This window comes from Acidithiobacillus ferriphilus (assembly GCF_018854775.1).
Lineage (GTDB): Bacteria > Pseudomonadota > Gammaproteobacteria > Acidithiobacillales > Acidithiobacillaceae > Acidithiobacillus > Acidithiobacillus ferriphilus.
In genome coordinates, this window is sequence record NZ_JAAZTY010000037.1 from 1 (window position 1) to 20937 (window position 20937).

Consider the following 20937-nt stretch of genomic DNA (forward strand, 5'->3'; position numbering starts at 1 on the left):
ACGGAACGCATCACCGCCGTGTTGCCGGTTCGTGGGTGCCAGGGACAGCATGTTGACGATAGGCTTGCCCTTGGCGCCACGACCCGCCTGCGGTAACTGATATACCTTTTGCCAGAAAACCTTACCGAGATTGCTGAAGAATAGACAATAGGCATGGGTCGAAGCGCAGAACATGCGTTCGACAAAATCTTCTTCTTTGGTGGTGGTGGCCATCTTGCCCTTGCCGCCCCGTCTCTGGGCATTGAAGACCGTCACCGGCTGCGCCTTGATATAACCGGCGTGGGTGAAGGTCACCACCATTTCCTCTTCGGTAATCAGATCTTCCGTCGAAATATCACCGGTGTCCGCCACAATCTCACTGCGCCGGGCATCTCCGTACTGATCGCGGATAGCCACCAGCTCTTCGCGGATGACCTCCATCAGCCGGGTCTTTGAGCCGAGAATTTCCAGCAACTCACGGATGCGATCCAACAAGACCAAGTATTCATCGCGGATTTTGTCCTGCTCCAGCCCGGTCAGGCGGTGCAAACGCAAATCGAGAATAGCCTGGGCCTGAGTCTCGGACAGATGATAGCCGTCGGCCTGCATCCCCTCAGAAGGCTCACCACGCTCGACCAGCAATGCGGCGACCATGCCCGGCTCCCAGGACTTCGCCAGCATCTGCGCCTTGGCTTCCGCCGGATTGGCCGCCGCCCGGATCAGGCTGATGAGTGGATCCAGATTGACCAGCGCCACCGCCAAACCTTCAAGGATATGGGCGCGGTCGCGTGCCTTCTTCAGTTCAAAGACGGTACGCCGGGTGACCACTTCGCGGCGATGCTGGATAAAGGCCTGCAGCAGATCGCGCAGACCGAGGGTCCGCGGTGCCCCGTCCAGCAGCGCCACCATGTTGATATTGAACACGCTCTGCATAACCGTGTGCTGGTAGAGATTATTCAACACCACATCGGCGTTGGCATCCCGTTTGAGTTCAATGGCGATACGCATACCCGACTTATCGGACTCGTCGCGCAGATCACTGATGCCTTCCAGACGCTTTTCCTTGACCATCTCGGCAACACGCTCAATGAGCCTGGCCTTATTCACCTGATAGGGCAGTTCGGTGACGATGATGCTCTGCCGATTGGTTTTCTTGTCCGTCTCGAACTCGCAGCGCGCGCGCATGACCACCCGACCCCGCCCGGTGCGGTAGGCTTCGATGCTGCCGGCACGGCCATGAATAAAGCCCGCCGTCGGGAAATCCGGAGCCGGGATCAGGGTGAACAAATCTTCATCCGAAGTCTCGGGATCCTCCACCAGCGCCAGACAGGCACTGATCACTTCCGTCAGATTGTGGGGTGGGATATTGGTGGCCATACCCACGGCGATGCCCGCCGAACCATTGATCAGCAGGTTGGGAATACGTGCCGGCATGACCAGCGGCTCCCACTCCTTTTCATCGTAATTGGGACCAAAATCAACGGTTTCCTTTTCCAGATCCGCCAACATTTCGTGGGCGATGCGGGACATGCGCACTTCGGTGTAGCGCATGGCGGCGGGACTGTCGCCATCCACCGAACCAAAGTTACCCTGCCCGTCGATGAGCGGGTAGCGCATGGAAAAGTCCTGCGCCATCCGCACCATCGTGTCATAGACCGCGGTATCGCCATGAGGATGGTATTTACCGATGACATCGCCGACGACACGCGCCGACTTCTTATAAGGCTTATTCCAGTCGTTGTTCATTTCGTGCATGGCGAAGAGCACACGACGATGCACCGGTTTGAGGCCATCGCGGGCGTCGGGAAGGGCGCGGCCGACGATCACGCTCATGGCGTAATCAAGGTAGGACTGGCGCATCTCCTTTTCGAGACCGACAGGAATAGTTTCTTTAGCGAATGCGATCATGTGGAGACTGAGTACCCCTGATTATTTCTTCAACGCGACATTATGCCACAGCAGGGCTAAACCTGCATGTGGCCAGCGGCCAGCGCCTGGAGCGCCGCCTGAAACCCGGGGCGCGCCACGCCACGCTCGGTGATAATGGCGGCAATCAGGCTGGCGGGAGTAACATCAAAAGCCGGATTGCGCACTTCGACACCTTCTGACACCACCGCATGGCCTGCACACTGCCGCACCTCGGCGGCGGGGCGCTCTTCGATGACGATACCGCTGCCATCGGGCATGGCGAAATCCACCGTACTCAAAGGCGCCGCGACATAGAATGGAATCTGATGATATTGCGCCAGTACGGCAAGGCTATAGGTGCCAATTTTGTTCGCCGCGTCGCCATTGGCGGCAATACGGTCGGCACCGACAATCACCGCATGGATCAAGCCCTGTTGCATCAGATAGGCCGCCGCGCCGTCCACATTGAGACAAAAGGGAATGCCATCCTGCTGCAACTCCCAGGCAGTGAGGCGCGCGCCCTGCAGCCATGGTCTGGTTTCATCCACATAAACATGGAGTTGCTTTCCCGCAGAAACTCCGGCGCGGATCACGCCCAGTGCCGTGCCGTATCCGCCCGTAGCGAGACTGCCCGTATTGCAGTGTGTGAGGATACCTCCCTCCGCCGGCAAAAGCTCCGCGCCGTAACGACCCATACGCTGGTTATCGGCAATGTCGTCGCGGAGCAAGTCGTGGGCGGCCTGTAAGAGCGCGGCGCCAGCCTGTTCCGCAGTAGATGCCGATTGCGCCAGTGCCAATTGCCGGTCCGTCGCCCAGGCGAGATTCACCGCCGTCGGTCGCGCCGCCTTGATCTCGTCGGCGGCACTCAGCAGGCATGCCTGCCAGTTCGCCTGCGTTCCCGCTTCACTGACGGCCAGCGCCATGGCATAGGCGGCGGTGATGCCGATTGCCGGAGCACCACGCACTACCATCTGCCGAATCGCCACTGCCACCGCACGATAATCACTGAGCTTTAACCAGGTTTCCTGCTGTGGCAACAATCTTTGATCGAGGAGGCAGAGTTGGCCCTCCTCCCAACGGATGGCACGAATTCGGTCGGCACTGGGCACATATCCTCCTCGGTAAATAGCAGATCAATCGGATGTGAAACACCGCCATATGGCGTGCTCAATATACGAGCAGTTGAAAAGTCTGTAAAATGCGACGGGATGTCCATACCCCATGCTTCCGGGGCACTCCCGCTTTTACCATCAGGTCAACTTATGTCTGCCAGCCCATACCCCATTCTTCGCTTGCGTCCCAAGGAAGATCGCCGCCTGCGCGCCGGTCATCTCTGGATTTACAGCAACGAAATCGACGTCCAGAAAACCCCCCTCACCGCCATCACCCCGGGCAGCGTTTGCCGGATGGAAGACGCGCAGGGTAAGGCCCTCGGCCTCGCCCATGTCAATCCCCATACCCTGCTCTGCGCTCGCTTATTGAGCCGCGATCCCCATGTCAGCATTGATGAAGGTTTTTATCGCACCCGGTTGCAGCAGGCGTTGCTGATGCGCGAGCATCTGTTCAGTGCACCCTTTTACCGCCTGGTGCATGGCGAAGGCGATGGTTTTCCCGGTCTGATCATCGACCGTTATGAAGATTATCTGGTGCTGCAAGCGAACAGCCTCGGCATGGATCGCGATCTACCCATGATCACGGCGGCTTTACAGAGCCTGCTGCGCCCCGCGGGCATTTTACTGAAGGCCAGCGGCGCAGCACGGCGGCTGGAAGGATTGGCAGACCGCGTCGAAGTCCTTTTCGGGCATATCCCGGAGCGGCTGGAGGTTTGGGAAAACGACTGTCTGTTCCAGGTTGACCCGCGCGGAGGACAGAAAACCGGCTGGTTTTATGACCATCGCGCCAATCGCCGCCGCTTGCGGGACTTTGCCCAGGGACGCCGGATACTGGACTGTTTCGCCTATGTTGGTGGCTTTGCCATCCCTTTGGCCAAGGCCGGGGCCACTGCCGTCACCGCCGTGGACAGTTCGGCACCAGCCTTGGTGATTCTGGAAGAAAACGCCCAACGCAACGAGGTGGCAAATTTGCGCAGCATCCACGGCGATGCCATGGAAACGCTGCACAACCTGCGCGACCGCGGTGAGCAATTCGATCTCATCGTCCTTGATCCCCCGGCTCTGATCAAATCGAAGAAGGATTTCAAGGAAGGCAGCATCGCCTATCGCCGCTTTAACGATATGGCCATGCGTTTGCTGACTCCCGGCGGCATCCTGTTCTCGGCGTCCTGCTCCCATCACCTGAACCGGGAAACGCTGCTCGGCCAGATCGCTTTTGCCGCCCAGCGTGGCGACTATCAGATCATTGGCGAAGGCGGCCAGGATATGGATCACCCCGTTCACCCGGCGGTGCCAGAAAGCAACTACCTCAAGGGCTTCTTCATCCACCGTCGGGAAGAGTTACCCGAAGAAGCAGAAGAGACCACCTGATCACACCAAGCGCAGTTGATTCTTGTCGCCGTGCCCAGTGGCAGGTACAATCGCGCCCACGCCGGCGTAGCTCAGTTGGTAGAGCAACCGATTCGTAATCGGTAGGTCGGAGGTTCGACTCCTCTCGCCGGCACCAATAAAACAAACAGTTAGAACGTTTAAGTTGATGCTAATTTGCCTATTCACTGAGAATATGCTGCACTGCGTGACATCCTGAACTTTGTAGAGGATTTCGCAGATGGCCATCGTTCCGATCTACAGCAAGTCCAAGACTGAACTGGCAAAGCCGAAAGAAAAGCGCAAGAAAACATGGCAAGCCCAGATACGCAAAGACGGCTATCCACCCTACATCAAGACTTTCCAGAGAAAAGCTGAGGCTGAAATCGATGAGGCTCGGGTGCTCACGGAAATGGCGCGAGGCATGTTCGTCGATTGATCAGAAGCGGAAAGCATGACCGTGGCTGTCATGCTGGAAAAGTACAATGCGAAGGTGTCACCCAAGCACAAGAGCGGCGACAGGGAGATCGTGCCCATCCGCGCACTCACAAAGAGCCTTGGGCAATACTCCCTTGCCGCCCTCACTCCTTCCATAGTTGCCAAATATAGGGACGAACGAACAGCGCATGTCTCGGAGCGCACTGGGCGTCCTCTGAGTGCCCAGACTATCAAGCATGAACTGGGCACGCTTGAGAGAGCCATGAAACATGCTGCGATGGAGTGGGGGGTACATTTGCCGAGAGGAATTCCCACCCTGCTCGTCAAAAAGCCCAAGGTGGACAACGCTCGGAACAAGCGACTCGATCCTGAAGATCTGGATAGGCTGATGCACGCCTGCGCATCTTCACGCAACAAGTGGATTCTCCCAGCTATCCATTGTGACCACAGCACGAATTGGAAGCCTGCTAACGCTGAGGTGGGAAGACGTGGACATTGTGAAGGTCAGGTGGCCACATTGCGGGATACGAAGACCATGAAGATCCACCATATCCCTCTGACAAAGGATGCCATAGCCATACTGGAAAAGTTGCCAAGATCAAAATCTGGAAAGGTTTTAGACACAACGTATACGTCCATCCATCAAGTTTTCAAGAGAGCAAAGCTAAGCGTAGGCATTGACGACTTCAGGTTTCATGATCTGAGGCATGAAGGTACCAGCCGACTCTTTGAAAAGGGCTTGAATCCCATGCAAGCGTCAGTCGTGACGGGACATAAAACATTGGGCATGCTCAATAGATACACCCATCTACGTCCTAAAGATATTGCCGACTTGCTAGATAAGGAGTGATAGCCGTTGTCTGCTCAAGAGACATTAGTTTGAATAGGTCAGCACAGCTAATATTCTACGCTATAATAGATAGTCAATTCAGGATGAGTGCAAAATGCGTAAACTTGGCTATTGAAAAAAGGCATTTCTCAGTAATCAATGGTTATTTCGTGTGTCTTAAATATAACAAGGAAAATAATGGAAAGAATGACTAAACGCTGGGGGTTGTTTGCGGTACTTTCGGTTGCGGCACTCATCAGTAGTTTGGGAACAACATTCCAGACGCTTCCGTTGAATCCCGACATGGCGGAGATGGCGCTGATCTATCAAGGCATCATCCACCACGGCTGGCGTTTCCCGTTCACCTGGCGCTTCACCCAAGATAACCAGATCCTGAGCCTGCTGCCTTTTGCGCTAATTTTCTATGCTTTGGCTGGAGTTTCCGGGGCATCCATCATCATTCAGGGATGGCTTGTTTTCGTTGTGAATGCCCTGTTAACGGGTCTGCTCGTTAAAGTGGCCACCAAATCTTGGAGCTGGGCGGGGCTGGCATGGCTGCTCGCTTTATTGGCCAGTCCTATGGCCATAGGGCAACCCGCCATCCTGGCCTATCCGGTTACCCACAACAGCGTATGGGCATTTGGGTTACTCGGTACCATTGGCTTGATCCGGTATTTTACTGATCGCCCGGGATGGGCGCTTCCACTGTTGTTGGTATGCGTGGGCGTGGGAACGATCTCTGATCCCTGGTTCGATGCTGCATTCACAGCACCCGTCTTACTGCTCGCGTGGAAGTCTCCCAAGTGGTTCCAGGCAGATAAAACAACGCGGCGTGCGTTGATCAAAGCTGTAATTATTACCTACATCGCTGGCCGCATCGCTTACTTCGGGCTCGAACTTTTGCACATGGTTCCAGGACGTGGCATAGGTTTTGCTTCCCTATCGGCCATGTTGCGTCATCTGGTGCTGCTGACCAAAAGCACGGGGATACTCTTGCAGCTTTACCCATTTCCAAGTGGCGGGCTGACATGGATGCTCTGGGGGGTTTACCTCGTTGGCTTGTGTGGTGCAGTAATCCTTTCCTTTCAAGCGAGGCACCAGATCAGCCCAGCCGTAAAGGTGTTGCTGGCATTTTCTGGGTTATCCATAGGCATCATTGCAACGGCTTTTGTGCTGACAAACTTTGCCCATGGTCTCTGGGCGTCACGTTTCCTGGTCAATGTCTTTTATTTGGCCATCGTGGCTGTGGTTACATTTGGTGCTATTCGCTGGTTTGCGGGCAGCAATCTCACAAAATTACTGCTGTTAATCACGTTGATCGGATATGTCATGTTTGGATTGATCGCTATAGATCATGCCAATTGGCGCTACACCTCCAACTGGGCCGGTACTCATTCTCTAGCCAAGTGGTTTGTCACGCATAACCTCTACAATGGATATGGACAATATTTTGAGGCTGGCGCGCCACTCCTTGGTATTGCCTCCAACGAAGGGATTACGGCAAGGCCGTTGAGCTGCAATACGGGATACCTTATCCCGCGTCTATCCAGCGGGGATGATCAGTTTTGGTTCGGTGCTGTAGCTCTACCAAGCCGTCAGGAACCGCAGTTTGTGGTGTTTGATCAGGCTGACCATAAATGGGCAAGATGCACTATTAAGAGTTTCGGTAATCCGGCTATGAAGCTCAAGCACGGCGCGTTAGATATTTGGGTATACCGTCACGATTTATCACAGCAATTGATAATGGCACAGCATGATTTTAAGCACAAATGGATGTTGATGAACATTGCGAACAATAGGAAAGCCATTACCAAGGTCGGAACCACTCTCGGCATCAGTTCAGGATGGGCGCAAAATGCGTACACTTGGCTACTGAAAAAAGGCATTGCTCAGTAGCCAAGTAGTTGGCAATGGTGCTTTCCGAAAGCGTGGACGGTATGGGACAACATACTGGTCCGGGTTATGCCTTATTCATTATCCAGTAAATCGGCAATATCTATAGGATGTAGGATGTATTACATCAGCATGGCTAGTGTTATCTGCTTTCCTTTTCGCACCACATTAAAAAAGCACCCAGCCAATCAGTTGGGTGCTTTTGTGTCAAATCGTTTTCAGGGACCAACTCAGGTATCAACCGCCTATCGTGCATGTGCGCAATTTATTTCTCCAAATCCATCGGGAGTTTCCATACGTGCTCATTTACAGAGGTTAAAGAGAGCACATATTGTCCTGGAGGCAGCAGGCCGCCCGCTGTCATGGATGGAAGATGAATCGTGGCCATGGCGCCCACTCCTCCAAAAAACCCAAACTTTCCTGCTTTGAATTGCTGGTAGGCAAAATCATTCTGAAAATCGCTCTCCGGCATCGCCGCTAGTACCGAAGTTCCCCAGGTTTCGATCACCTGCCCGGTCTTGCTGTTCATCAGCACTGCACGCATGACATGCGAAGGCGTTGCGGGGGTACCTGCATCAACATAAGCATGGAAATATACAGAACCATCGGCGTTGAGAACTCCGTGGTCTAGAGCGATATGATGTTTGCCAGGACTTATCGGACCGCCATGAAATGGCGTCACTATAGACCCACGATAATAGTTATAGGTTGACAGGATGAAAACGACCGCAACCCCCAACAGAATCAGCGCGAACTTTTTGTAGGCACCATCGGAAAGTGGTAATGGAAGACTCCCGCCGATCCATCGAAACCAAGTTTTCTGCGCTAATTCAGGGCGGCGTGACAGCATCCAGTTGTCTACAGAAAAGGCGCCGCTACCGACCAATAACAGAGTGACCCCCATCGCAAAATTGGAGGAAGCCATAGTCCATTCATCAATACAGGTGGCCCCCTGCCAACCAAAAAGCAGCATCAACACCGTGGAAAGTCCAATAGTCGCCAGCGCCGCGAGACGCGTATAAAGGCCAACCAACAGCATGAAGCCACCAACGAGTTCTATCGCGCTGAAAATCAAGAGGCCAGCATACAAGAGATAGAAGTGCTGCAGCAGGTAAGCAACGATATGATCCGTACCCAAAAGAGCCCCGGGCATGGCCGTCTGAAATTTATAGGCCATCCAGTGATCATGGGGGTTGAGTTTTTGCGGCCCGTAAATAAAGCGCCGTGTGGCGCCACCCCAGTAAATCCAGCCCTGTACAAAACGCACCGCCAACAGTCCAATGGCGGCGACACGCCAGCCATGATCAGCCCCCGTGGTGGGGGCGCTACCGGTGGGCAAAGTGGTCGTGGTCATGAAAACCTCCTTATTTTGCATCATGGTATGCTTCAAAACCGTAGTGCTCAAAGATATGCAGTGCGACAGGGGATCGTAAAAAGTTAACCCAATCCTTCGCCCACTTCGGGTGCGGCGCCCCCCTGGTCACCGCGGACGCATAAATAGCCGTGGTGTTGTCCTTGGCGGGAATAGGTATATTGCTGATCGGATGCCCTGACTGTTCCTGGAAGATCGCCTCTGATTTCCAGGTCACGCCGGCATCAGCCAAGCCCTGCATCAAAAAGAGGGGCGTTTGCCGGTGATGGATATGGGTCAGAATGGTCTCCCCATTTTTCACCTTGGTATCATAGACCATGCGTTCCAGAGCCGGACCACCGGTCTTGCGCAACGAAATCTGGATTTGTCGCGCGACCCCTTCCCACTGAGGATTGGGCATAGACAGTCGAATCCCTGGCTTGCCCAGATCCCGTAGCGTTTCGATACGCGCGGGGTTTCCTTTTGCGATCATGATCGTCAGGTCGTTGGTCACATAGGGCACGGCCGGACCCAGCACGAGCCCCTGGCGAATCAAATAATTTACTTTTTTGAGGCCAGCAGCAAAAACATCCGGCTTGATGGTCCACGTCATATTGCCCACGGTGATGGTATTATCCTGCTGCATCTGCCGAATCAAAATGCCGGGCGGTAAGGTTTCATAATAAATTTTACCTTTGATCTCCGGATATTTCTTCTCGAAGGCGGCCACCAAGGGGGCCATGGCAAAAAAGTAATTACCGCCGACAAAGATCACAAGCTGCGGATGATCAATGCTCCCGTGGAAATCAGCCAGATCATCCACCTCGGGGACCGTGAAGTTCAATCCTTTCTTCACCGTTGGATTGTTGGCGCCATGCTGCCAAGGCGGGAAGACTTGTTCCTCGTAATGTGGCACCTCCGCCTTAGCGTGCCAACCCATTTCCGCCGCATGAGCCGCCATAGCACCCCAGAGATCCATAGACGTACATGCCGCCAAGAGGATCATGCGACCGATCGTTGTTCTCTTCATTTCAGACTCCTTCGCTACTGGAACCCGGCCTGCACAACCCCCGGCAGGGTACCAACAAAACCGAACGGCGAGTCCAACCCAGAATCTCTGCTGAGAAGCCAGAAAGACAGCGCCCCGTTTCTGCAGTATAAACGATGCTGTTGTCCAACTACGAAAAAACGCCGTCGGCATTGGAGCCGACGGAATTCGTATGGACGCCTACAATCCCCTAAGAAAGAGGATATCGGCCTTTACAGAGCCCAAAACCACGCATGGTATTTTGGGTGGCTGGTTTCCGTGCTTTTGACAATGCACCGATACTATCGTACGGGCTGTGCTCCGGGCACACTGGTCAACGCACCGATTACCGCTTTATCGATCTTCTTAGCAACATTGAGGGCAGGAGTATTCCCGGTTAAAGCAACACGTTTGGGGTAAACAATATAACTTTTCCCACCCCGACCATACACGGTTAACGTAAGTGGGCATGCCGCAGACGATTCCCAATGGGCATTTAATAGCTGGTTAAAGAAAAACGGGTTACAGAAAACAACAGACTGCACATCACTGAATCCTGGCTTATCCAGGTTTGGAATATGTAGTATGTGCTGTTTTGCCTTAATCATCTTCAAAATATCCAGATGCAACACGACCTTGAAATGGTGTTTACCTAACTCTTTTTGCAATTCCGGCATAACCTTGGAGATCGGTGCAGCGACACTTTCCACGTACATAGGTCCGGCGACGGCGATGCCGACCCCAAAGGAAGACAGACCGAAAACGGCCAGACTGGCTTTCAAAATCATCCACTTCACCGACACTGATTTATTCTTCATCCTACTTCACTCCTTAAAAAGGAACGGTTGTGCATACATCTGCAACCGCTCATAACAACCACGAGGGGAGAGACCAATGTTGCTGTTTATGGCTTTACATAATCAAAGCCATGTTGTTCGAGTTGCATGATACGAACGATACCGCCGGGAACTATGACGGCCTGACTTACCAATTTAGGGGGATGTCCCATTTCCTTGGTCATTGCCTTATAGGTGTTACCACAGGCATCAAATTCGACACCCTCTGCATCCAGCGAGGCGATCTTTTCAGCCACCGGACTGTTCGCCAGATACATTTTCAACCCAGGCCCAAAAGCGACCATTACAATTTGCACTTCCTCCTGGCCAAAATAATTCATGAGGTTCTGTGCGTTACTGAGCGCCAACCCCCAGCGTGCAGGGTTGTCCTGGCTGACCTGCAAAACTATGTGTTCCTTAGCAAAGGGGTGTGTATGCGTGAAAGTAGGGCTCGCAAAGTTAGAATCTTTGAGCACCGTAATGCCGGCATCGGCTACGCCTACCCCTCCCAGGAGGGATAACGCCGTTACAGCACCCATTATCGCCACGCGTATGCTTCGCTTCATCGGTTACCTCCGTAAGTTTGTGTGGTCGCCCCCTATAAGGGGGTGAGATCAAAAGGCAATCACCGCCTGCAGGGCGAGCGCATTGTCCGCGCTGTTAGCAATACTTTTGGCCAATGGTGTGACGGCCCCAGGATGGGGAATACCGACACCACGCACATAATAGTCGAGTATTACCCGGGTCAATGGAGTGAAGTGGTATTGCAAACCGACTGCCCAAGTGCTGAAGGTGCGATTCTGAACGGCAATATTGGGCAAGCGATTATAATAGTCATAGCGCAAATCCACCTCCATGCGCCGCGTCATAAACAAGCCTCCGCTGATATAATAACCGCGGGCGGTATTTTGACTGCCCGGGTAGACTTGTGCCTCGCTCAGTGCTGCATTCTGTGCAGTTGGTGCTACGGTAACGGGCGACGAAAAAACGGAACCCGTGGAAATCATACCCGAACCACGCATATATTCGACTTTTGCCCAGCGGCCCCACTGGTGCATATAACCCTGCATATAGGCTATACCAATACCATCCCGGGTCATCGAATAAGCGTGACCATTGAAGTTGGGGGTTGCATGCTGATACCAGATGAACCCCGTCAAACTACTCTGAAATGGCCCGTGCCCCCCAAAAATATAAGATTCTTGCAGCCGTGCAGCGACCAGAGGACTATTCGAGTAGTTGGTTGCAGTCAGCGGACCAAAGTTTCCGACCATGGCCCCATAGGCAAACTCCCAGGGCCCGTTCCGAAACCAGTTCATGGCTTCGAGTCCCGTGTAGCGGAATGCATTGACTCCTTCCCCGTATTGACCGGGTACCGCAACTCCTCCCTGAGGATTTGGATTGGTGCGCGGCGCGTTCGGATTATAAAAGGGCTGGAGCATCATCTGGGTCGTCACATTGGCAAACGATGTGAAGTTGTAAGCCATGTATCCCTGCATGGCCTGTTCCGGTCCGGGGGCCCGAATAATACCCGCTTCTATCCGTACCCCAGGGATATAATGGCTGAAGGTGGCGTGCCCATCCATAATAGCGGGGGTATAATTTCCGCCGATGTGGGTAAAACTGTTATTCCCAAACTCGCCAGCCAGGAAATACGAGATATCCCGATTAATATTGCCACGAATCATCAATCGTGCCCGATTTATATTGAAAGAATTACTGGACGTGAAGTTCGGAGCAACTTGATTCAGGTGGGGGACCTGCGATCCCAAGCTGTCGGCAACCGCAGTACCTGGCATATAGGTGTAAGTAGGTTGAAAATACCCTGATACCGACACCAACGGCGCCAGTGCAGGCGAAATGCCTTGCAGCTCAAACCAGTTCGCTGCGGATGCCGATTGTGCCACCGTCATTACCGCGATACCGAGGGTGCAGCAAACCGCCGCACGTAGCTTTCTCATGGGTTCCTCCTTCAACTTAGGCGATATGTTTCATTAGGTATTGATTATAAGCTAAATCAGCCTGAGCCATAAGCTCGAATTCACATGAGCAATATCGGTGCCACAATTCCGCTCTTGACGCTTTATCAGCATCTATGATGTCCGCAGGCGGTATAGACTCAATGCCACCGGGTATTTTAACTAGAAAACAGATGGTTACATTCAGATATCCATGGATGTCGGAGACCATATTGAAACAATCAATCATATTTATTGATAGAGCGCTCATTTTGTTTTTTTGAGAAGATAACCGCCTGTTCCATTCCAGCCTCAATCACGCACGGCCTGGCGCATATGGGCCAAGCATGTTAATGATTTACAATATTGACAAACACTTAATTAATGCCTGTAACATTAAAAAACAGCTACCATTTTGCTCTGGAATGCATGCTGTCTTTATAGCACTAGAATCATTGATTAATGACCCTGGTAGCGCAGTCGCCAAGTTGCTGACCAAGACCATTTTGATCAGATCAATGCCTGACACTGGGAATCTGTCAGGAGCGCCAGCACAACGGAGCCGGACAGTCGCTGATTGAACCCTTGCGCCAGGGTGGCCAAAACCCCAATCGAGCGGATGGTGACATCCTTGCTGCTGATATGAGTCTCTTGAGCAGATGTGGATTCCGGGCCCTGTTTCACCAATGGTCGATATCCTGCAGCGGGTCGGCCAGCGCCCCAGATCCCGCATTACTGAATTGACCCAGTGCTTCAGGAAACAACGCTAAGTTTTATGAAGCTGACCTCCCATATGTTTCACTATACAGGGTGAAAAATTGTCTCCGCGTTGTTTTGGTGGCCTTTGCCACATAAAGTGCCTGATCCGCGTGGTGTATTAAAGCTTCATCAGAGGCATCATCGAAAGGAAATATGGTTATACCTAAGCTCACACCAATTTTTATTTTGTGGCTATCATAAATACAGGGTTTGTCGGTCACCTCTTTGAGGCGGTCTAATATTCGCTCCAAAACATCATGGTTTTCGATATTCTCAACAATAATGACAAATTCATCACCGCCGAGACGAATTAGGGCGTCAGAGGGCCGCAGCACCCCTCTCCATCGCGTCGACACCTCCTGTAATATCCAATCTCCGGTTTTATGGCCGAGCGTATCATTCACCGCTTTGAAACCGTCCAGATCAAGCACCCCTAGAGCGAATAGGGTTTTTTGGCGAACACTACGGGCTCTGGCTTCGGCCAGTCGTGGTGTTAGGTAAGCACGATTAGGCAATCCCGTCAGCAGGTCACGCTGCGCCTGCTCTTTGGCAGTGATCATTAATTCCAGCATGCTGGGTGCCATGAGCAGATGCTTCAGACCAATGCGATTTAGGTATCCAGGTTGGTCACTTCCAAGTATCCACAGTGCACGCTGATGATCCAGACGAACGGGTAGCACCGCCGTCTCGCAGATATGACCTCGAAGCATGCGCAAAATGGCGGGTGTTTCCAGCCTAGACAGATCATATATCCTGGCTTTTTCTGGCAACTTATCGCCAACCACAGAGATAGTCTGTTGCTTTATCTTGGTATCACCACTATAATTAATAGTGCGATGAATCATACGCGATGATTCATTGACATCCGATAATCCGACCAAGCTGGACCATTTCATAGGGCCAATCGAACTCAACAACCTTCTACAAAAGTCATTAAACAGATGCTCAGCATTTGCATCCAGATGGGCACCCGTTAAAAACGTATCTCCTATGAGGTCGTAGAATTGATGATAATCCTCCCCGTCTGTAGATCGCTTATTCCTAGTGAATGAGTTGGGAATGGTTTTCATGCCGTACTCTACTATCGGTTCTTCCCATGATGCTTTTATTTCCATAGATTTTGTTTTTCCCGTTGAATATTCCATACCTTCGTGAACACGACATTTTTTTACCTGGATGTTTGTCAGTGGTCTGGTAGTAACCATAAATATCTCCATGGATTTCATGTCATATGACGTAGCGTCTTTTTCTACTTCCTATTTGACCAGGACGGCTTCAGTTCGCCATTCCTATCAAAACGTATGGTGTGGTATACCCATCCCAAGGCGAAGAGGGCGAGGTTTTGATCATAGTAATGGGATGTTTTGCCGTAGAGGCCATCGGCACGGTCATAATCTGCATTGAGTCTGAGCCACTGATTGTGCACCTCCGGCTTCATATTTTTTTGCATCAGGTAGGGAATCAAGGCGGCAGAGAAGCCCGTTGGGCCGGTCCCGGAGGGAACGCCGGTCTGCCAGTCTTCACTCACCGGTGGCAGCAGATGCGATTGCAGGTAGTTCGCCATGCCCGAAACGCTGTCCAGGATACGTTGGGCACCCGGAGTGTCGGGATTGCTCATGCCGGCCCAGAGGTATACGCGAATGGCGTTGTAACTGCCGTTGGATCCCTGGGGGGCGATGTGGTACCCCTGTCGCGGGGAATAGGCCACCCAGTCTGGCGCGAAGCCATGGGGGCTGACCGCTTTGATGAAGTGGGGCAGATGCATCGCCATAGCGCGCCAGGGGCCATGTGGCAAGGCATGCGCCAATCCTTCAACGACAGGCAGGGGCAAATAACTGGGGTTGAAAACGTAGGTATTCGGGGCGATGTGAAATCCCGCATTTCCGGGTATAAGCATCGGTCCAGTGTCCGGCAGGGTGACGACCTCTTGCTGAGCGATGCGTTTGGCCAGCAGCGTACCCATCGCCGTGTAGCTATTGCGGTTCCACAGGCGCCCTGCCTGAATCAAGGTGTAGGCGATCCACAAGTCCGCGTCCGCTGCCGAGTTGGTATCGAGTACGCCCCAGGTTTTGTTGGGACGCTCGCCCCAGCGCCAAGCGGGCAAGTGCGCGGCAAGGCTCCCTTGCGCCAGGTTATCCTGGGTCCAGGTCAGAATGTTCTGGAACAGTTTGGGATTGTTCGCCACCAGTGCAAAAAACAAGGCGTAGGACTGCCCCTCTGACGTGGTGATTCCACCATCGTTCCAGTCGATGACCCGCCCTTGCGAGTCGATAAATCTGGCCTGATAGCTGGTCCAAAATTGATACCAAGGTGCGGGATTGGGCGCTGAATCGCCTGCGCTTGGCAGCATCGCACAGCCTTCCACCGCGAACAGCATGGCCAGTGACCCTAATCCCAGCCACCGGGTCCGCGACCGCAACCAACAACGCAGATTTCTGCCGTGCGTTGAAGAAGCGGACGCATTCCCGGAATCATCGGCTTGAAGGTTCCATTCACGCATGACGGTTCTCCCTATGAGTGTCGTAGCCTTTATTCATAGCGCCCCATCCCGGCCACATACTGAGCTGGGATAAACGTACGGGCATGGTTTTCGCCAAAGACATAGCGGATATCGAGCCCTGCCTGGGCTTGTTGAAAAGCGGGGTTAGCCTGATAGGAAGCGCCGGCATCGAGATACCAGTGGGTACTGAGCCGCTGTGTCAGCACGGCATTGACCGATCCCGCGATATTACTGCCACTGGAGGCAGCATAAGGAGACAGTGACAGGCCCTGAGCACCTAGTTGTGGGGTCATCTGGTTGCGCAGCGGGCTAAAGCCAAGGTAAGGCCCACCGCCCTGATGCAGCCATTGATAACCGATGGTGGCGCTCATATTTATGCCCCCACCATGCCACCAATGGCTGGCACTCGCACCGAGGGAGGGTTGTGCCATCATTTGCGGGCTGAAGTAACCACCATAACCGGGAGACGTAAAACTGGCATTCCGGGCGTAGGTTTCCGCATAGAGTGATGGGCCCACGGTGACCCACCAACCGGAACCGGTATAAACGGGGTGCATCGCGGCCAGGTAGGTGCTGGCGCCATAATTGGTCTGAATGTTCTGGCCGGTAATGGCATTGAGATGCAGGGTGCCGATATAAGACCAGTTGTGTTTGCCGCCACTCAGATAACCGCTGGCACCGACCTGGTTACGAATGGCCGCTCCCCATGTGTAGGGGATATTCAGGGATTGGCCATTGGCGGTGGCATGAATATTCTCTTGTACACCGTTGTAGGATAAGAGGGTTTGCCGCATGCTGTCGCGCAAGAGATGGACGCTCCAGTTACTGCCGCTTTGCGATGGGATGAAGGTGTAGCGCAACAAGCCTTGCACCGTGCCGCCCCCGATACCCGAAGGTGAGGTCCAACCCAGTGCGGCGCGCCAGTGGTGGTGCGGTTCACGGTTGTCGACACCGAGTAAAAACTGAGGAGTCTGCCAGACGTGTCCGGTAGCATTCCCCGTGGCGGTAGAGGCGGTATTAAAGGTCGGAAGCTGCCCGCTGGTCGGCTGGCCACCATACAGGTCAGGCGATGACAACTGGGCAAAAGCCGCCATATGCCAATTGATCCCCCACTGCGCTTGCAGGGAAGGCAGGTATTCGTTCATTTGGGTCATACCACTATTATTGCCACCCCGCTCCTCCCAGGAGCCGCCCAAGGCCAGATAGCTTGCGCGGGCAAGGGGAGGCACGACCTGATCGGGCGGCATGAAGCGCCAAGGAATCGTGTTGATATCGGCCAGATGATCCCGCATGGTGCTCATCGGTAAATGCGACGCCAGAGGACCCTTGCTCGTGGCCGCCAGTTGGTAGGTGTGCGCCAGATTGTGGGTTTGCTGATCCGCAATCAATACCCCTACGGCATTGCCCGAAGAAGGATCCTGCCGGTAGAGCGTCGAAAACAGCGTGCTGGCGGCCGCATAGTCTTTCGTATGCACTAAAGACCAGGCTTTGATGGTCTCCATGCCCGGCGACAGTGGACCAAACCGCTGCGCGGCCTGCAGGTGCTGCAGGGTGCCCTTATAATCACGGTTTTTATAATCGCGCAGAGCGGCCATGACGTCATTATGACGGCGGAAATGCTCCGATGCCGGGGTGCCTGCCGGCAGATGAGCCATCGCCTCGCGCGCGACGGGCACATCATTGTCGGCCATGGCGAGATTGCCCACCGTCTGCCAGTCGGCGGCTTTGCCCGACCATTGTGCGGCCTTTACCCACCACTGCAAGGCCTCATGCGGTTGATGATTGGCACTCAATATAGCGCCCATCAGACGCGCATCAGATGCTTTTTGTAACCGGCCGATGGCCACGGACTCGGGGGCCACCAGGGCGGCTGCTTCGGCGTTCTGATGTGCACTGTGCGCTCGTGAAGCCATCATCAGCACATATTGTAGGTGCTGTGCCTCCAAGGTCTGCTGATGGTTCGGGAACTGAGCCTGCGCCCGCGCATAAAGCACCTGCATCTCCTGAGGCGGCAACTGATTGGCGGCCTGATTCAGGATATTCTGCGCCTGTACCGCATGCTGGCTGTGCTGCAGCAGGGAAATATAGACGAGGGTGGCGCGGCGGGGATGGCCGGTCGCCGCCAGCGCCTCTGCCCAGGCCTGCCGGTTGCCTGAATAAGCGAGCGTGAACACGCCGGGTGTCTGCGCGTGTAGGGCGACAATCTGGGGCCACGCTTTTTTGCGCTCCAGTTTACCTACTGCGCGACCGGTCAGTCCTTGATGCATCATCGCCAGCATTTTCTGTGGTGGCTGATAACTGGGGTCTTCGCTCTGGATTTGTTGTATAGCGGACTGCAAGGCTTGCAGATGGCCTTCACCCAGGAGCTGCCAGAGCCGATTTTCTTCCAGCACATTACGCATGGAGACAAGGGAGACATGCGTCTTGTCAGCGAGAGCACCCTGTCCATAACGAGTCTGCAATCGCTGCATATTCATCCGCGCCAGCCCGGCCTGACCCACCCGGATTTCTGCCCAGATCGTTTTTTCCAGGAGCACAAAACCCATGCTTGGTTGCGGTTTCCAGCCAGGAAATTGCGTCGTGGTCCGCTGCATCAGCACCTGCGCCGTACGCAGGTGGTTACCGTTGATGGCCGCCCATATTTTTTGTTCGGCCGTGTCGATCGTCGCGAGCGAGTGGTTCTTTTTGGTGTAGATGTTGCTGATCACATTGTTGGGCTGGCTTTGCTGAGACTGCAGCACATCGCTGGCACTCCGGGTCTGACCCGCCACCGGTGCAGCATAGGCACCAGCGGCATAGAGGGGGAAGCCACCGGCAACAATGAGGGTGACCCAGGAGCGGACAGTGGACGTTTTGCGGTTATTCTTTTTCATAGGGCCTCCTCGGCGCGCCATTGCGCCTTTTTACGCAGGGTAAATATCCATACAGCCAAAGTCGCAAACAAGACCGCGGCCAAACCCGCCAGTACCCAAAGCCAGGGTTTGACCGAGAACAGAAAAATCCAGAACCAGCCACTGTGCCGGTTGCCATACATGAAATGCGAACCCACCATGGTGGACTGATAAATCCCCTGACGATTCTGCCAAGCGAAATCCCCCCGTAGTTTGTTCCAGTTGCGCGCGGCCACCAGATTCCAGGCTGCAGCTTTCAGGTTTTGTGGGTTGGTAGTAAGAAAAGTGACCGCCACATGCCCCTTATAGGGCGTGTGTGCTTCCACCAGATAGGCGGTGGCTGGCAACCGGGTTGCGCCCATCCAAGGTTTGTCTTTGCCATGATGGTTCGCCAGTTGCCACTGGATACCATTCTGCAGCAGGCGCACGGGGCTGGCAGAAAGCCAAGATGCCGGGATAGAGGCCGGAGTCCCGATGGCCAGAACATTACCCGTGGCAGGTCTCGAAAAGGTGGCCTGCGCGCCGGGCAGGGGCGAATGTGCGGACTGGACCAGTCGTCCGAACAAGGTCAGACCCGCCGACCAGTTCGCCGGGGTTCTTTCACCATACCATACGGAAAGATTGCGTCCTGCCCCATGGATCGCCAGCGGAAACCCCGTGTGCTGGAAGAGGGCGAGATTAGGCAACAGCGTATAACGGTGCGTGGTGGGCAACTGCAAGGTGGAATCAGGGAAAATGGATACCCTACCCCCCGCAATCTGAAAGGTGATGTGATTTTCACCGCCCGCCAATGCCGAGAAAGGGATGGTGGTTTGGTAATTGGCTACCCCTGGGGTAAGTTTCCACTCGGATATCCAGTGGTGATTGGCCATGACGGTGATGATGGGCTGGGTGGTGGGGTTCGTCAGCGGCACCGTGGCCATGGTCAATTTCATTTTTAAATTGCTCTGCCGCGAGGCAAAGAGGCCGCCGGGCATCCAGAAGTCGATATCCGCGCTACCGTGAGGCGTGTTTAATGTGGAGTTGCCGCCGTAAAGGTCGTGCAAACTCACCACCTGCCCCGGATACACGGCATTCTGGGGACCAAAATTCATGGCCATCACCTGCGCACTACCGATGACACTCCAGCGATGACCGAGCGGTAGCATGTTACGGTTCACTGCAAAGGCGCGAGCAGCGGCGAGCACCTGGGCGTCGTCGGTGCCGGTAAATACCAGGATGGCCCCCAAAGAGTTGTCAGGATCGCGCGCCAGGAAGACCGTCGGACCCGTAATGGGTGCGCGCGGTCGCAGTGCCGCAGGCAACTCCGAAGCTTCTCCGATCACGCCAGAAACACCCAGATGAGCGGGCAGCGCAGAAGATGTGACGGCAGCGCCCATTTGCGCATCGACGTGCAGCAAATTGGCCGAGCGCAGGGCCAAACCTGCGACCGCCTCTTGTGCAGCAGTGAGTAATGCAGGATTGGTATTGCCATAAAATTGAATGTGCAAGGGTAAAACGCCTTTTGTAGCGGCCTCACTCAAAATCATGGGTAAATGCGAAAAATCCATATGCTTCCACGGGATACGCTGCGGAGCGTAACTGAGCTGTGAGGCACTGTAGTCAATCTGGGTCCAGGCCCCCGTAGGTACCGCTTTCGCAGGTGGCGTCGCATGCCCGGGAATAGTCTGAATTTGGAGCAGGTAGGTACCCGCAGTAAAGGTCTGATGGCCGAGCAAAACCGTGAAGCTTCCCCGTGGCAGTTTGGGGTTCAGGGAGACAGCACCGATAATCTTATGATCCATGGAGACCACCAGCTGAGATCCCGCCGTGGTATCCGGACTGGTCAGATAACGAACCTGGAGTGTTGCGTTTTGGGCCGTGTAATGGGGCTGCACCTTCCAGGTCAGCTGCGCGGTTTCATGACCGGAACGCAGCACCGTGATTTTTTTGCCTTGGGCCAGTGCCGATAGGGGCAGGCTTACTGGGTCAGCGGTGGTTTGCGCGTTCGCGGGCACGATACCAAACAGCAGGCAGGCAAGGCCTGCAGAACATATAGTTGTTGCGTATTTGCGTTTCATCGCTAGCATGACGTGTCCTTTGTGGTTT

General features: G+C 54.2%; 16 protein-coding genes and 1 tRNA gene. 5 read left to right on the top strand and 12 right to left on the bottom strand.

Going from position 1 to position 20937, the window contains the following annotated elements; all coding sequences use genetic code 11:
* Positions 1–1887: DNA gyrase subunit A (gene gyrA / locus HF921_RS03180; protein WP_215893287.1), on the bottom strand; the 1887-nt coding region annotated here is incomplete at its 3' end.
* A 56-nt stretch (positions 1888–1943) separates the two neighbouring features.
* Positions 1944–2996: an S-methyl-5-thioribose-1-phosphate isomerase gene (gene mtnA / locus HF921_RS03185; protein ID WP_215892491.1), complete on the bottom strand. Its 1053-nt coding sequence runs from the start codon at positions 2994–2996 to the stop codon at positions 1944–1946.
* Positions 2997–3149: 153 nt separating this feature from the next.
* On the opposite strand from mtnA, the gene HF921_RS03190 reads away from it, so the two are divergent.
* The 5 genes from HF921_RS03190 (at position 3150) to HF921_RS03210 (ending at position 7530) form a co-directional block, all read left to right on the top strand.
* Entirely contained in the window at positions 3150–4370 is a 1221-nt protein-coding gene (locus HF921_RS03190) for a class I SAM-dependent rRNA methyltransferase (protein WP_215850147.1), read from the top strand.
* A gap of 60 nt (positions 4371–4430) precedes the next feature.
* Positions 4431–4506 (top strand) — tRNA-Thr (locus HF921_RS03195).
* A gap of 102 nt (positions 4507–4608) precedes the next feature.
* Positions 4609–4806: a hypothetical protein gene (locus tag HF921_RS03200; protein WP_215893288.1), complete on the top strand. Its 198-nt coding sequence runs from the start codon at positions 4609–4611 to the stop codon at positions 4804–4806.
* Between the two features lie 15 nt (positions 4807–4821).
* On the top strand, positions 4822–5655 hold the full coding sequence (locus HF921_RS03205; protein WP_215893289.1) for a site-specific integrase: 834 nt from the start codon (positions 4822–4824) through the stop codon (positions 5653–5655).
* Between the two features lie 177 nt (positions 5656–5832).
* On the top strand, positions 5833–7530 hold the full coding sequence (locus HF921_RS03210; protein ID WP_215893290.1) for a hypothetical protein: 1698 nt from the start codon (positions 5833–5835) through the stop codon (positions 7528–7530).
* A 262-nt stretch (positions 7531–7792) separates the two neighbouring features.
* Here the strand turns inward: HF921_RS03210 and HF921_RS03215 are convergent, their stop codons facing one another.
* From HF921_RS03215 to HF921_RS03260, 10 genes are all read right to left on the bottom strand, one after another.
* Positions 7793–8881, bottom strand: coding sequence for a TQO small subunit DoxD (locus HF921_RS03215; RefSeq protein ID WP_064219290.1), 1089 nt, complete (start codon positions 8879–8881; stop codon positions 7793–7795).
* 10 nt (positions 8882–8891) lie between these two features.
* On the bottom strand, positions 8892–9908 hold the full coding sequence (locus tag HF921_RS03220) for a substrate-binding domain-containing protein (protein WP_064219289.1): 1017 nt from the start codon (positions 9906–9908) through the stop codon (positions 8892–8894).
* A gap of 299 nt (positions 9909–10207) precedes the next feature.
* On the bottom strand, positions 10208–10723 hold the full coding sequence (locus HF921_RS03225) for a DUF302 domain-containing protein (protein WP_064219288.1): 516 nt from the start codon (positions 10721–10723) through the stop codon (positions 10208–10210).
* Between the two features lie 86 nt (positions 10724–10809).
* The gene (locus tag HF921_RS03230; RefSeq protein ID WP_215892488.1) at positions 10810–11307 is read right to left on the bottom strand and encodes a DsrE family protein; all 498 of its coding nucleotides are present in this window, start codon (positions 11305–11307) and stop codon (positions 10810–10812) included.
* A gap of 48 nt (positions 11308–11355) precedes the next feature.
* A complete protein-coding gene (locus tag HF921_RS03235; protein WP_215893291.1) occupies positions 11356–12702 on the bottom strand; it encodes a porin family protein in 1347 nt (448 codons plus the stop codon).
* A 507-nt stretch (positions 12703–13209) separates the two neighbouring features.
* A complete protein-coding gene (locus HF921_RS03240; RefSeq protein ID WP_215893292.1) occupies positions 13210–13386 on the bottom strand; it encodes a hypothetical protein in 177 nt (58 codons plus the stop codon).
* Positions 13387–13472: 86 nt separating this feature from the next.
* Positions 13473–14663: a GGDEF domain-containing protein gene (locus HF921_RS03245; RefSeq protein ID WP_215893293.1), complete on the bottom strand. Its 1191-nt coding sequence runs from the start codon at positions 14661–14663 to the stop codon at positions 13473–13475.
* A 44-nt stretch (positions 14664–14707) separates the two neighbouring features.
* On the bottom strand, positions 14708–15958 hold the full coding sequence (bcsZ, locus tag HF921_RS03250; protein WP_081258253.1) for a cellulose synthase complex periplasmic endoglucanase BcsZ: 1251 nt from the start codon (positions 15956–15958) through the stop codon (positions 14708–14710).
* Between the two features lie 29 nt (positions 15959–15987).
* The gene (locus tag HF921_RS03255) at positions 15988–18831 is read right to left on the bottom strand and encodes a cellulose synthase subunit BcsC-related outer membrane protein (protein ID WP_215893294.1); all 2844 of its coding nucleotides are present in this window, start codon (positions 18829–18831) and stop codon (positions 15988–15990) included.
* The gene (locus tag HF921_RS03260; RefSeq protein ID WP_226834309.1) at positions 18828–20918 is read right to left on the bottom strand and encodes a cellulose biosynthesis cyclic di-GMP-binding regulatory protein BcsB; all 2091 of its coding nucleotides are present in this window, start codon (positions 20916–20918) and stop codon (positions 18828–18830) included. Before HF921_RS03260 ends, HF921_RS03255 begins: the two co-directional genes overlap by 4 nt.
* Between the last annotated feature and the right edge of the window lie 19 nt (positions 20919–20937).

Coding starts and splice junctions, on each gene's coding strand:
- HF921_RS03220 (WP_064219289.1), bottom strand. CDS start 9,908: ATGAAGAGAACAACGATCGGTCGCATGATCCTCTTGGCGGCATGTACG.
- bcsZ (WP_081258253.1), bottom strand. CDS start 15,958: ATGCGTGAATGGAACCTTCAAGCCGATGATTCCGGGAATGCGTCCGCT.
- HF921_RS03230 (WP_215892488.1), bottom strand. CDS start 11,307: ATGAAGCGAAGCATACGCGTGGCGATAATGGGTGCTGTAACGGCGTTA.
- HF921_RS03235 (WP_215893291.1), bottom strand. CDS start 12,702: ATGAGAAAGCTACGTGCGGCGGTTTGCTGCACCCTCGGTATCGCGGTA.
- HF921_RS03210 (WP_215893290.1), top strand. CDS start 5,833: ATGGAAAGAATGACTAAACGCTGGGGGTTGTTTGCGGTACTTTCGGTT.
- HF921_RS03245 (WP_215893293.1), bottom strand. CDS start 14,663: ATGGTTACTACCAGACCACTGACAAACATCCAGGTAAAAAAATGTCGT.
- HF921_RS03255 (WP_215893294.1), bottom strand. CDS start 18,831: ATGAAAAAGAATAACCGCAAAACGTCCACTGTCCGCTCCTGGGTCACC.
- HF921_RS03215 (WP_064219290.1), bottom strand. CDS start 8,881: ATGACCACGACCACTTTGCCCACCGGTAGCGCCCCCACCACGGGGGCT.
- HF921_RS03225 (WP_064219288.1), bottom strand. CDS start 10,723: ATGAAGAATAAATCAGTGTCGGTGAAGTGGATGATTTTGAAAGCCAGT.
- HF921_RS03190 (WP_215850147.1), top strand. CDS start 3,150: ATGTCTGCCAGCCCATACCCCATTCTTCGCTTGCGTCCCAAGGAAGAT.
- HF921_RS03200 (WP_215893288.1), top strand. CDS start 4,609: ATGGCCATCGTTCCGATCTACAGCAAGTCCAAGACTGAACTGGCAAAG.
- HF921_RS03260 (WP_226834309.1), bottom strand. CDS start 20,918: ATGCTAGCGATGAAACGCAAATACGCAACAACTATATGTTCTGCAGGC.
- HF921_RS03205 (WP_215893289.1), top strand. CDS start 4,822: ATGACCGTGGCTGTCATGCTGGAAAAGTACAATGCGAAGGTGTCACCC.